The sequence below is a fragment of the Marinobacter sp. NFXS11 genome, from assembly GCF_040148675.1.
Taxonomy (GTDB): domain Bacteria; phylum Pseudomonadota; class Gammaproteobacteria; order Pseudomonadales; family Oleiphilaceae; genus Marinobacter.
Genome location: NZ_JAGDDV010000001.1, coordinates 829,450 through 842,450, shown reverse-complemented (window position 1 = coordinate 842,450; position 13,001 = coordinate 829,450). Strand labels below are relative to the sequence as shown.

Annotated in this window: 12 protein-coding genes; 2 read left to right on the top strand and 10 right to left on the bottom strand. The window is 60.1% G+C overall.

Annotated features, from left to right (window positions below; all coding sequences use genetic code 11):
• Window positions 1-117 precede the first annotated feature (117 nt).
• Both fliK and J3362_RS03990 read left to right on the top strand, forming a co-directional pair.
• The gene (fliK, locus tag J3362_RS03995; protein ID WP_349518225.1) at window positions 118-1,500 is read left to right on the top strand and encodes a flagellar hook-length control protein FliK; all 1,383 of its coding nucleotides are present in this window, start codon (window positions 118-120) and stop codon (window positions 1,498-1,500) included.
• The gene (locus J3362_RS03990; protein WP_349518224.1) at window positions 1,497-1,811 is read left to right on the top strand and encodes an EscU/YscU/HrcU family type III secretion system export apparatus switch protein; all 315 of its coding nucleotides are present in this window, start codon (window positions 1,497-1,499) and stop codon (window positions 1,809-1,811) included. Before fliK ends, J3362_RS03990 begins: the two co-directional genes overlap by 4 nt.
• Here J3362_RS03990 and J3362_RS03985 read toward each other — a convergent pair.
• The 10 genes from J3362_RS03985 to J3362_RS03940 all read right to left on the bottom strand — a co-directional run bounded on the left by J3362_RS03985 (window position 1,797) and on the right by J3362_RS03940 (window position 12,985).
• A complete protein-coding gene (locus J3362_RS03985; protein WP_349518223.1) occupies window positions 1,797-2,900 on the bottom strand; it encodes an ATP-binding protein in 1,104 nt (367 codons plus the stop codon). The two genes, J3362_RS03990 and J3362_RS03985, sit on opposite strands and share 15 nt — an antisense overlap.
• On the bottom strand, window positions 2,897-5,179 hold the full coding sequence (locus tag J3362_RS03980) for an ATPase, T2SS/T4P/T4SS family (RefSeq protein WP_349518222.1): 2,283 nt from the start codon (window positions 5,177-5,179) through the stop codon (window positions 2,897-2,899). The genes J3362_RS03985 and J3362_RS03980 overlap by 4 nt, the downstream gene beginning before the upstream one ends.
• A gap of 26 nt (window positions 5,180-5,205) precedes the next feature.
• The gene (locus tag J3362_RS03975) at window positions 5,206-5,598 is read right to left on the bottom strand and encodes a DUF2802 domain-containing protein (protein ID WP_053112462.1); all 393 of its coding nucleotides are present in this window, start codon (window positions 5,596-5,598) and stop codon (window positions 5,206-5,208) included.
• Between the two features lie 67 nt (window positions 5,599-5,665).
• A complete protein-coding gene (locus J3362_RS03970) occupies window positions 5,666-6,154 on the bottom strand; it encodes a chemotaxis protein CheW (RefSeq protein WP_008173094.1) in 489 nt (162 codons plus the stop codon).
• 134 nt (window positions 6,155-6,288) lie between these two features.
• The gene (locus J3362_RS03965) at window positions 6,289-7,098 is read right to left on the bottom strand and encodes a chemotaxis protein CheW (RefSeq protein WP_349518221.1); all 810 of its coding nucleotides are present in this window, start codon (window positions 7,096-7,098) and stop codon (window positions 6,289-6,291) included.
• On the bottom strand, window positions 7,091-7,888 hold the full coding sequence (locus tag J3362_RS03960; RefSeq protein ID WP_349518220.1) for a ParA family protein: 798 nt from the start codon (window positions 7,886-7,888) through the stop codon (window positions 7,091-7,093). The genes J3362_RS03965 and J3362_RS03960 overlap by 8 nt, the downstream gene beginning before the upstream one ends.
• A 194-nt stretch (window positions 7,889-8,082) precedes the next feature.
• Complete coding sequence (gene motD / locus J3362_RS03955) at window positions 8,083-8,865, bottom strand: flagellar motor protein MotD (RefSeq protein WP_008173091.1); 783 nt, start codon at window positions 8,863-8,865, stop codon at window positions 8,083-8,085.
• An 18-nt stretch (window positions 8,866-8,883) separates the two neighbouring features.
• Window positions 8,884-9,624, bottom strand: coding sequence for a flagellar motor protein (locus J3362_RS03950; protein ID WP_008173090.1), 741 nt, complete (start codon window positions 9,622-9,624; stop codon window positions 8,884-8,886).
• Entirely contained in the window at window positions 9,624-10,787 is a 1,164-nt protein-coding gene (locus J3362_RS03945) for a protein-glutamate methylesterase/protein-glutamine glutaminase (RefSeq protein ID WP_349518219.1), read from the bottom strand. The genes J3362_RS03950 and J3362_RS03945 overlap by 1 nt, the downstream gene beginning before the upstream one ends.
• A gap of 65 nt (window positions 10,788-10,852) precedes the next feature.
• A complete protein-coding gene (locus J3362_RS03940) occupies window positions 10,853-12,985 on the bottom strand; it encodes a chemotaxis protein CheA (RefSeq protein ID WP_349518218.1) in 2,133 nt (710 codons plus the stop codon).
• Window positions 12,986-13,001: the final 16 nt, after the last annotated feature.

The window sequence follows — 13,001 nt, the reverse complement described above, 5'->3', positions numbered from 1 at the left end:
AGGACGATGCGCGTGAAGACGGCATCGGGTGCATTCGTGACAGCGGCGGCCATGAACATTGTTCGCTCGTGACCTGCCGGCGCGGCGTATTATAACGAAAGCGCCGGCGGATTACTCTTGTCCAACATCAAATCAGTGACGATGAAACTACCCAGCGGACAGCAGCCACCGACACCTCCCGCCCAGCCTGCAACGCAGACTCCCCGGCCCGCGGTCACAACCGAAGCGGCCCGCGAGCCTGTGGCCGCATCAGCCCGGCAGCTCCTCGACCAGATGCAGTTGGCCAACAGGGAAACCACCCTGGCCCGGGTCGCGGAGATCATCAACCGCCAGGGTGGCAACAACGCGGATCTGTTGCTGGACATCCGGGGCAAATCGCTGCTTGTGCAGTCCGCTGTCGGCAAGACCGAGCTGGCCACCGGTGACTGGGTAAAAGTAATGCGTGCCGGCAATGAACTGCAGCTGATGGGTAAACTGGCGCCTGCGCCCGAGGCCGGGATTGCCCGGGCCCTGGCCCAACGTCTTCCCTGGCAGCAAACTCTGGACGGCGGCCTGGCCAGGCTACTGGGCACACTGACACAGGGCCTTCGGCAGGAGCCGCTACCGGGGCAACTGCCATCATCACGAAGTCCTCAACCGCTTCCGGAAGCCGCCAGGCAGGCCATCGAACAATTGGTGTCGAGACTGCCCACGGGAAACAGCCTGCCCCCCGGCTCGGGCGGCCAGGACGCAACACCTCAGCAGGTCCGCCAATGGCTGTCGGAAAGCGGGCTGTTCGCCGAGTCACGCCTGGCCCAGACACCGTCTGCCCAGCTACCCGATCTCAAGCTGGCTCTGGGCAGGGTGATCACCGCATTGCTTGCCCAACAGGGTAGCACTCCGGATCAGTTCAACCGGCTGACGCCGATTTCAACGCCGGAGTTGATGCAGGCGCCACTGCAATTTCCCCAACCCCTGGCAACACCCCAGCCCTCGGGCACTGGCGACGCGCCCACCGTTGGGCAAATGCTTCGCCTGCTGGCCGGGATGCTCAACCGGATCACCGTCAATCAGTTACACAGTCAGGTACTCACGGCCAGGGGGGGCGGCGAAGCTCCGGGCCCGGCGCCCGCGTCGACCCTGATACTTGATCTGCCGTGGCTGACACCACAAAACGAACCGAGACTGGCACAGGTCCGGATCGAACAGTACCCCGAAAACGGCGAGCAAGAAACCAGGTCCGCGAAAACCACTACGGCCGAATGGCGGCTGTCACTGACCATGGATCTGGATGAAGCAGGCCCCTTGCACTTTGATGTTTCCCTCCGCCAGCAGGCGGTCAGTGCAAGGGTCTGGGCCGAAAAGCAGTCAACCCTGCGCCAGGTGAACCAGGAGCTTCCCGCCTTGCGGCAGAGCCTGAGCGATCTGGGCCTGGAAGTCACTGACCTGGACTGCCGCCGCGGCACGCCCCAGAGCAGCGTAACCCGACTCGAACACAGACTGGTGGATACCCGGGCATGACCTCAGAGACAGAGCATCACAGCAGAGCCGCCGTTGCGCTCAAGTACGATGGCGAGAAAGCGCCAACCATCAGCGCCACCGGCACCCATGAGCTGGCGGAAGAGATCATCCGCATCGCCCGGGAGCACAATGTTCCCCTTTATGAAAATGCGGAGCTGGCCAGCATTCTGGCGCGCCTGTCACTGAACGAAGAAATCCCCGAGTCGCTGTACCGGGTGATTGCCGAAATCCTGGCGTTTGCGTTCCATATTCGCGGGCTAACCCCGGACGATCGCAGTCCCGGCGCGTCGCATGATTCAGTGAATCAGTGATCGGAGCGCCCAGGCCTGCTCCCAGTTGTCGCCACGCCTGGGCGCTACGGTGGTTTCAAAGTAATGACGCAGCCGGCGCCGGTCCTCGGGCTGGTCCTTGAGGGCTGAACCGATGATGTGGTGCATTAGCTGCTCCACCGTGATACTGCCCCCGCCGTAATACCAGGCGTTCAGGCTGGCCGCGTGAGCCACCGAAACCGCTTCCGCCGTCGACAGCGCCGAACCGGCGAGTCGGTCGGTACTGCGTCCATCAAGTGTCTGACCATTGCGCAGCTCGTGGAACATGGTCACCAGTACCTCGATGACCGATTCTTCAAGTGCCACCTCAATCCCGGCCCGGCTGTTGGCCCTGCCAACCTCCCGGAGAACCACATCCATCTCGTCGGCCAGATTGCGGATCGGGCGGATTTCCTCGAAGTCCATGCGCCGCTTCAGGGCGGCGCTCATCCGGTGCACACCCTCATCGATACTGTTGGACGTGGCGATGACGTTGAAGCCTTCCCGCGCAAGCACCACCCCGTCGTCGCCCGCCAGTTCCGGAATCACCACAACCCTGTCGGACAAGACCGAGAGCAACGCATCCTGCAGCGCCTGCGGACAGCGGGCGATCTCTTCAAACCGCACCATTCGACCCTCCATCATGCCCCGCAGCAACGGGCTCGGAACCAGCGCTTTCAGACACGGCCCCTCGGTGTGCAGGACCGCCTCGTTCCAGCTGTACAACAGTTGCTCTACGTCGCTCACCGCCCCGCCCTGCAAGGTCAGGGTAGAGCCACCCGAAATGGCGGCAGCCAGCAATTCCGACAACCAGGATTTGGCCGTTCCCGGCTCGCCAACCAGCAGGCACCCGCGACTGGTGCACAGGGAAATGATGATCCGGACCACCATGGCACGCTCCGCCACGAACTTCCGTTCAATGCCGAGTTTCTCATCCCCCATCACGAACTTTTCCACCGCTCGCGGGGACATCTGCCAGCCGGGTGGCACCGGGCCATGATCCATCCCTCTCAGCTTGTCCAGCTCAGCGGCGTAGACCACTTCTGCCGGTTCCCGCTGGGCTGCCTTTGTAACCGATTGCTTGTTGCTCATTCATGACTCCTGCGGCCGCCGCGAACTTCCGGTGCCATGCGCTCTCTCGGGAGAATACGGGGCAGTTCGGACAGCGGAATTATGCCTTCAATAACATGGTCCAGAGCACTGTCCCGCATGGTCACGAGTCCGGCATCGAGAGCGCGCCAGCGAAGCTCACCGATGGGCGGTTGGCTGGAAATGGCATTCCGGATGTCCGAATCAACTTCCATATACTCGACGATCGCCACTCGCCCCTGGGTGCCGCGGCCGTTGCATTTGTCACAACCGGCGCCCTGAAAACACCGGAAATCCGCAGGCGGGCCGTCGGGAAACACCTCGGACAGAATCACCGGGTCCGGCTTTGCAGGCTGGCAACAATGCTTGCAGATGCGCTTGGCCAGGCGCTGGGCGATGACAGCCAGCAGCTCACCGGCAATGGAATTCGGGTGGATACCCAGATCATACAAGCGCTGCAGTGAATCCACGGCGTCGTTGCAGTGCAGCGTGGACAGAACCACGTGGCCCGTCTGGGAGGCCCGTATCGCTTCCAGAGCGGTTTCCTGGTCGCGGATCTCGCCCACCAGAATGACATCCGGATCTTCCCGGACAAACGCCCTCATGGCATCGGCGAAACCGAAACCAATTTCTGATCTGACCCGGGTTTGTTGAATGTTGTCGATGGAGTACTCGATAGGGTCTTCCACCGTGATAACTTTCCGGCGGCCGTCATCGGCAAGGGTCTGCAGCCCCGCATACAGCGTGGTGGACTTGCCTGACCCGGTCGGACCGACCACCAGCACCAGTCCGGCCGGGTTATCCAGCAAGCGCTGGTAACGGGCACCGATCATCGGTGACATGCCAAGTTCGGCAATGGTCATGGCGCGGCCTGTCTGCGGCAGCAAACGTACAACGGCATGTTCGCCATGGAGCGAAGGCTGGGTCTGTATCCGCAGATCGTAGGCCATATCGCCGAGCTGCAGCCGGGACCGCCCACCCTGGGGCAGCCGGTGCTCGGCGATGTTCAGCTCTGCCCGCAGCTTGATGACGTTAATCACCCCTTTCATCTCCCGGGCCGACAGCTGGTACTGGGGCAGATCATGAAGATCGCCATCCACCCGAAGGCGTATGCGAATCCGGTCCCCGTACTGTTCTATATGGATGTCGCTGGCTTTTTCACTTACAGCGTCCATCAGAATGGCTTCGTAAACAGACACCAGATAGGGGCTGACGTGCTTGTTTTTAGGATCCTTGCCCAGAAGCTGATCCTTGCTGCCAGTCGGGTCCGTCGCCTGGTTCGGGGTTGGTTCCTGATCCGCTGCAAAGCGGCGCCCTTTGGCCGTCAGATCAAGAGCTGACCAGAGCCGGCGAAAGTCCGTCGGTGTAACCAGCAGGCAGTCAACCACCTGGTTAGGACTCAACCGCTCGAGCTGATCAGTGCGCGCGTCGGGATCGTCGGTCACAACCGTGATCCGGCCATCTTCCTCGGCGATGGGTATCAATCGTGAGAGATCCAGAAACGTTCGGGAAAATCGCCGGAACAGTGCCGGATGGAGATCCGGCAGAAGCTCGTCCGCGTCGGTGAAGGTCATGCCCCGCTGGCGGGCAAGAGAACGGTAGAGATCAATCTCTTCAAGATTCAGTTTCCGGCGGAGCACGTCCAGCAGCCGGCAATTCTGCTTCGCTGCCTCCGCCTTTGCCTCGGCCAGGACCGCTTCGTCCACGACGCCCTGATCAATGAGGATCTGCTCGACGTTACGGTTGAAGTCGACCCAGCCCAGGGTGCGCACACGCTTGAGCTTGGCACCCTGTTTTTCAAACATGGCCAGGCTAGGGACGGGTCCCGCCCGCCCTTCAAGACACACCAGGTGGCCCCCCTCACGAACCAGGTGCGCCAGGGCAGCATGGTCCCTGACAAACGAGGTACACAACACGAGATCACAGAGTGGATCAGGCTCGGGCGCTTCTTCCGCACGGGCAACAACGACATCGACATTGTGCATACCCAGACGGACAAACCGCTCTCTGGCAGCCTCGGCGACAACGGCATTCCGCTCCACGTACAGGACCCGATGGGCCAGCCCTGAGAGCACAGCGGCAAAATAGCCGGAGCCACCGCCCACGTGCATCACCATCTGATCCGGTTCTATTTCCGGAAGCAGGGAAAGAATGTGGCTGACGGTTTCTTCGCGGGGAATGGAGTGGCCGGTTATCGAGGCAACCAGGTCAGAACCGGAAACAAAATCATGGCGGGATACAGATCGAAGGGCCTCAAGGGCCCTCGGATAGACTCTCTTCATTCAACAACGTCCGTAACGGCTTGGTATCAGGCCGCCTGACGTTTTCTGAGTGCTGACACCAGCTCGGCCTCGGGACGGGAAATTCCGCACGTGTTCATAAGATCGTCGATATCGGCGCCGAGATCAACCAGTCGAGAGGCTTCATCGTAAGAGATTCGCAGCGGATCGTTCTGGCGCATTTCGTCGAGCGTGGTCCTCAGCTCGTGCAACTGACGCTCACAGCTGACCAACCGCTGCCCTACCCCCATGCTGCCACTCGTGGTGGCATGCAGTTCCCGGCCAAGGGTATCACAGCGCTCTTTCAGCGTTGCTCTGAGACTACGTACCTGGCGCCCGAGAACCAGGCCCTGAACGAAAACCAGAGACAGGGCGGCAACAGTCAGCGCCCAGGGAAGGTATGAAGGAATTTCTGCAAACATGACGGATGTCTCCCGTTAATTGCCACGGAAGGCATCCATCGTGAGGCCTGTAGCGGGTTGCCCCGGATCACAGTGCCGCGATTTCAGCCCACTCGTGGTCTGACAGCATCTTGTCGAACTCAACCAGAATGATCAGTTCGCCATCCTTGTTGCACACGCCCTGGATAAATTTGGCACTTTCCTCGTTACCCACGTTCGGTGCAGTTTCAATTTCGCTGGCTTTCAAGTACACCACCTCGGCGACGGAATCCACCAGAATGCCCATAACCTGGTTGGCAGATTCCATAACCACAATCCGGGTGGCGTCGGTTACTTCTGCATCCGCCAGGCCAAAGCGCCGGCGGGTGTCGATTACCGTAACCACGTTACCCCGAAGGTTGATGATGCCGAGCACATAATCCGGGGCCCCCGGAACCGGAGCAATCTCCGTGTATCTCAGCACTTCCTGGATCTGCATGACATTCAGACCGTAGGTCTCATCATCCAGCCGGAAGGTAACGTACTGCAGTACCTGATCGTCCTGGGCCTGATTGGTTTGTCCGCTCGGGGATGCCATAGCGATGTTTCTCCTCTTGGGCTGCCCGGCGGGCAACCTGATCGTCAAAAAAATATCATCAGTGCCCAATACTATAGTTAAGGGCACAAACCGTGCCAGCACGGCTCGGTTTCATTCAGTAACCGTTGTTTGCGTCAGCTCAGATCCAGATGGTGCTCTCTTTCCGCCCTCACCAGCAAGTCTGCCATGGTGCGCACATCAATCAGCGCACACATGTGGTCAATCACCGTGCCGGCCAGCCACGGACGCTTGCTGCGGGCTGTGCGCCAACGCACTTCGTCCGGCCGGAGGGTAAAGGACTGGGCCACGTCATCACAGGCCAGCCCCCAGTCGCTGTTATCCAGCCGGATCACGAACCGGTAGTTGTCACGGGCATCGGGCGGCACCCGCCCCGCCATGATCCATTCGGCGGTGTCCACCACCCTCAGGTTCTGATCCCGGTCCGGGCGGATTCCCATGTACCAGCGTGGACTTCCCGGGATGGCCCGGATCTCTTCTTCAATGCGGTGAATGGCACCGAGCAGAATCAGAGGCACCGCCAGCTGCAGACCGGCCACCGTGAAAATGAGGCACTCAAAGGGCTGTTCTGACCACTCCGGGCGGGACGGCGGCGCGGCCGGCTCGGGCGCAGGCTGAGCTTCAATCCTCGCCTTCGGCACCGGCGCTTCCGGCGCCTGTCGCACCACTGGCCGTTCTGTTTCCGCAGGCGTTTCCCGAACCCGTTTGGGTGGTTCAGGTCTTGCCGGCGGTTTTTCGACGGTTGGCGCAGATGCCGGTTTCGTGCGGGTTGCCACCCGCGGTTCCGGAGGTGCAGGTTTCACCGGTTCCGGCGCTTCGATTTCCTCCCGAAGCGCCGTATCAGTGGCCGTGTGCAGCAATTCGTCAAGATAACTGGCAATGGCGGTTTCCGGATCCGCCAGCCGTGTCAATTTATCGTCAGCCATGCTGACGCTCCTTCACCGTGCCCACCCGAGCCATAAGATCATCCAGCAGATGACTGTAGGCACGGACACCATGGGTTTCGGCATCCAGCGCGGACGGCGTTATGCCGCCCTGACTGGCATCCCGGAACTTGGTGTCCACCGGAATCGCAAACTGCCAGAGGGACTCGCGGTAGGTCTTGCGCAACAGGTTCAGGCTTTTCACCGATGCCTGTGTCCGCCGGTCATACAAGGTCGGCACAATGGTGTAAGAGAGTTCGTTTTTCTGGGAACGCATGATCATCTTCAAGGTATGGAGCATGCGTTCCAGGCCCTTGATGGCCAGAAATTCGGTTTGCACGGGAATGATCAGATGCTGGGCCGCCGCAAGGGCGTTGACCATCAGAACCCCCAGAGAGGGAGTATTGTCCAGCAGGACATAATCAAAGTCGTCCCAAAGCTGGGTCAGGGCCCGGGAAATGATCAGCCCCATGCCTTCCACGCCGATCATTCGTCGCTCAAGGGTAGCCAGGGCTGCACTCGCCGGCAAAAGGGACAAGCCCTTGCAGCTTGTTTCCGTAATCAGTTGGGCAGGCAGTCCTTCCGGAACCTTGCCCTGGTGCTGGAACAGGTCGAAAACACTGTGCGCGATTGTATCCGGATCGTACCCGAACCAACTGGTGAGCGAGCCATGCGGGTCCAGATCCACAACGAGAACACGCTTGCCGCGCTCGGCAAGCAAGCCGCCCAGGGCGACCACACTCGTGGTTTTACCGACACCACCTTTTTGATTGGCTACTGCCCAGATTCGCACGCTTTGATTCTCCAGAGAATACATCGGTGTGGCCGGCAATCAGCCTTTGCCACAGTCCCGTTTATCGGCCATTCCCCGGGCAACTTGAACCAGTCCTCGGAAAATCCGGCAAGCTGTTGCCGGCGCCTTTTTGTTAACGGGGAGTAATACAGGAACCATGCCAATGGCTCTATACGCATCTGCCGACGATCTGGTCAGCGCATGGCACCGCGAATACTGGCGTCACGGGAGATCAGCAATACCACCCGGCGATTTCTGCGGCGCCCTTCTTCAGTGTCATTCCGGGCAACCGGCTGATACTGGCCATAGCCGACAGCCGCCAGACGTTCCGGCTCGATGCCCTCCATCACCAGCATCCTGACCATGGCAGCCGCCCGGGCGGCTGACAATTCCCAGTTTGACGGAAAACGGGAGGTACTGATCGGCTGATTATCGGTGAAGCCTTCCACTTTGACGGCGTTGTCCCGGTTGTTCAGAACCGTGGCGATTTTCTCGACCACCTCGAACGCATCGTAGTGGGGCTCGGCATCACCGCTGCCAAACAACAGACTGTTGGGCAGATTCAGCTCCAGCCACTGGTCGCTGGTCTCAAGCGACACCACGCCCTGGTTGATCAGTTCATCAAACTCCATGGACAGCTGGTCAGCCATGGCTCGCAGCGCTTCGGTCCGCGCCTGCGCGTCCATCTCCGGATTTCGGGGTGCTTCGGTCACGGCCGGCGGGATGACGTTCTCGGCAGGCGCATTCAGTGATCTCTGGGGCTGGTCGCCAATTTCGATTGGCTGGAAGGAGCGCTGGGGTGCATTGAACACGCCAGTCAGGGTTTCAGAAAGGACTTTGTATTTGCCTTCGTTAACCGACGATACCGAGTACATCACGACAAAAAAGGCGAACAGCAGGGTGATGAAATCCGCGTAGGAAATCAGCCACCGCTCCTTGTTGTGCAGATCATCCTGGGGTTGCCTACGGCGCCGCATAAGTTGGCCTGCGCATGCTTACTGCAGGAAGCCCCGCAGCCGCAATTCGATGGATTTCGGGTTTTCACCCTCGGCGATGGCAATCAGGCCATCGATCATCATGTCCTCATAGCGGGTCCGCTCCCGCACAATACCGCGCATCTTGTTGGCGACCGGGAAGAACAGGAGGTTGGCCAGCGCCACACCGTAGATGGTGGCTACAAAGGCGGTTGCGATGCCGCTACCCAGGGACTGGGGGTCCTCCAGGTTGGTCATCACCTGGATCAGGCCCATGACAGCCCCGATAATGCCGATGGTTGGCGAGTAACCACCCATGGCCTCGAACACCTTGGCCGACTCCAGATCCCTCTGCTCGCGGGATTCCAGATCAACTTCCATGATGCCCCTGATGGTCTCGGTTTCGGCACCGTCGACCAGCAACTGCAACCCCTTGCGGGCAAAGGGCTCCGGCTCACGCTCGGCAAGCCCTTCAAGGCCCAGCAAGCCCTGCTTGCGGGCTTTTACACTCCAGTCAATGACTTTTCCGATGCCATCTTCAAGGTTGATAAACGGCGGGAAAAAGACCCAGCGCACCTGAGTGAAGGCCCGCTTCAGCATGGGCCACGAGGTCTGCAGGATAGTCGCGGCCAGAGTGCCACCGATGACGATGATGGCCGCCGGCCCATTAAACAGTGAGCCAACCGCTCCGCCTTCCAGCAGGTTACCGCCAAGAATTGCGGCAAAGGCCAGTATGACCCCGAGCAGGCTCAGGATATCCATCAGCAGACACCTTCAGCGAGGCGTGGCCCGATCTCGTCCAGGGACAATACGTCATCCGTCAGCCCTGCCTTGGCAACGGCCATCGGCATGCCGTAGATCACAGACGATTTTTCATCCTGGGACCATATATCGGAACCGCTCTGCTTCATCATCCGACAGCCTTCTTTGCCGTCCGAGCCCATCCCGGTAAGAATGACCCCCAGCGTCTTGCCCGGAAAGCTGCGGGCAAGAGAACCGAAGGTAACGTCCACGCAGGGTTTGTAATTGAGCCGCTCGTCCCCGGGCAGAATACGGATCCTGGCCTGTCCGCCCCGATTCTCGACCATCATCTGTTTGCCGCCGGGCGCCAGCAAAGCCAGGCCGGGCCGCAACACATCACCATCCTCAGCCTGCCGGACTTCAATCCGGCAGAGCTTGTTAAGGCGTTCGGCGAAGGCCGGCGTAAAACTCGCCGGCATATGCTGCACCAGAACAATCGGAGCCGGGAAGGTCGCGGGCAACACGGTCAGTACCCGCTGCAGGGCAACCGGGCCGCCGGTTGAAGTACCGATGCCAACCACGGCGTAATGCTTGGCCGGCCCACGGCGGCCATGGCGCCTGGGGACCTCGGTTTCGCCCGGAGAACCTGCCGGCGCTGCCGGAGCCCGGGCATCAGGACGCTGACGCGGTGCTGGTTCCGGACGCGGGCGCCCTGCAGGCTCCGGTGCCCGGGAAGCGGGAGCTGAAGGTTCCGCGCGGGACGGCGCAGGAGAACGGTTGCCGGGGCGACTGCGGGCTACATCCAGAATCCGCTCAATCAGGATTTTCTGAAGCTGACTGTTGTCCCGGGCAATTTCTTCGAAATTCTTGGGCAGAAAATCAACGGCGCCAGCCTCGAGCGCATCCAGTGTGACCCGGGCGCCCTCATAGGTGAGCGATGAGAACATGAGCACCGGTATCGGATGTTTGCGCATGATTTCGCGCACGGCAGAGATGCCATCCATGACCGGCATCTCATAATCCATGGTAATCACGTCGGGACGCAGTTTCTCGGCCAGCTCAACGCCTTCCCGACCATTGGTCGCAGCACCTACCACTTTGATCTGGCCGGAGCTGGTCAGGATTTCCGTCAGCCGTTTGCGAAAAAACCCTGAATCGTCAACGACCAGGACAGAAACTGTCATCCAATTCTCCTACCCAATCCATCGTTCTTCGGCCTTCTCTGGCATAAAGCGCCGGAAGGCCCGGCTCAACCGTAATGCTGCAACAGGCTTGGCACATCAATAATGAGTGCAATCCGGCCATCGCCGGTAATGGTGGCACCGGCCATGCCTGGCGTACCCTGGAGCGCTCGCCCGAGGGGCTTGATAACCACTTCTTCCTGACCAACCAGCTGGTCGACCACGAACCCGACCTGCTTGGTACCCATGGCCACAATGACAACATGGGCGTTATCGGGCACCTCCTGGCCAGCCCCGCCACGAACCAGCCAGCGCTTGATGTGGAATAGCGGGAAGACTTTATCCCGAACCACAATGCACTCGCGCCCATCGACGATATTGGTCTTGGTCAGGTCCAGATGGAAAATCTCGACCACGTTGACCAGCGGCAACGCAAAGGATTGATCGCCCAGCATGATCATCAGGGTGGGCATGATGGCGAGCGTCAGCGGAACCTTGATGACAATGCGAGAGCCCTTGCCCAGTTCGGATTCGATGCTCAACTGGCCATTGAGCTGGCCAATCTTGGTTTTCACCACATCCATGCCGACGCCACGACCGGACACATCCGAAATCTGCTCCTTGGTGGAGAATCCGGCGGCAAAAATAAGGTTGTAACACTCCGAATTGGTCAGCCGGTCCGCTGCGTCCTGGTCGTAGATACCCTTTTCGACTGCTTTGCGGCGCAGGACCTCTGGATCCATGCCCGCGCCGTCATCCTCGATAAACAGCAGAATATGGTCTCCCTCCTGCTCGGCAGAGAGGGTAACCGTGCCCTGGCGGGGCTTCCCGGCCTTCTCGCGGACTTCCGGAGCCTCGATCCCGTGGTCCACCGAATTCCGCACCAGGTGAACCAGCGGATCAGACAGCGCTTCAACCAGGTTCTTGTCGAGATCGGTTTCCTCGCCATGCATCACCAGGTTCACCTCTTTCTTGAGGTTTCTGGCGAGATCGCGCACAACGCGGGGGAACCTGCCGAACACCTTTTTGATCGGCTGCATGCGGGTCTGCATGACGGCGGACTGGAGATCGGTCGTAACCACATCCAGGTTGGATACCGCCTTGTGCATGTGTTCGTCTTCACTTTCGGCACCCAGACGCTGCAAGCGGTTACGTACCAGCACCAGCTCACCCACCATATTCATGATGTCGTCGAGTCGCTTGGTGTCAACACGAACCGTCGTTTCCGCGGCCGGGGCATTCTCGCGAGCAGGCATCGCCGGTGCGGCAGCGCCTTTGGCTTCCGGCTTCTCGGCCGGCTTCGACTTTTCGGGCTTTGACGTGTTTGCTGTCGGCGATGCAGGCTGTTTCGGCGCTGAGGGCTGTTTTGGAGCTGCAGGCTCTTTCGAGGCTGAAGGCTCTCCGCCCGCGGTCGGGCTTCCGCCCTTGCCGTGAAGATCGTCCAGCAGTTTCTCGAATTCGTCGTCGGTGATCAGGTCATCGCTGCCACCAGAGCCGGCCTTGGCAGCCGGTTTGTCTTCTTTGCTGACGGCCTCTTCCTCGCCAGCTGGCGCACCGGCAAACTGACCTTTCCCGTGCAGTTGGTCCAGCAGCGCCTCGAATTCGTCATCGGTAATTTCGTCGTCTCCAGAACTTTCCTGGTCACCGCCGGCCGATCCGGCGCTCGAAGCCGAGGAAACCTCCGCTGATTTCTCGTCCTGCAGTGCGTCCAGAAGCTGTTCGAACTCGTCGTCGGTGATGTCACCACCGTCTTCTGCCGGTTCGCTCTGTTTGTGCTCAGGTTGAGCCGCAGCGGCCGGCGCCCCCTCGCCTTCCGGCTGGGCCAGGGCATCCAGGCGGGCGATCAGTTCGTCCGGGGCGGGTGTCAGCTCCTCGTGATTGCGGACCTGCTCAAACATGGCATTGACGTTATCCAGGGCTTCGAGAACCACGTCCATCAGTTCAGAGTCCACCTTGCGCTTGTGATTGCGCAGGATGTCAAAAACGTTTTCGGCGGAATGGCAGCAATTTACCAGTGCTTCAAGCTGAAGGAAGCCCGCGCCGCCTTTAACGGTGTGAAAGCCACGGAAGATGGCGTTAAGCAGATCACTGTCGTCAGGATGTTGCTCAAGATCTACCAACTGCTCTGACAGCTTTTCGAGGATCTCGCCGGCTTCTACCAGGAAGTCCTGCAAAATCTCTTCATCAGCATCAAACGCCATGCGCTACCCTCATTAT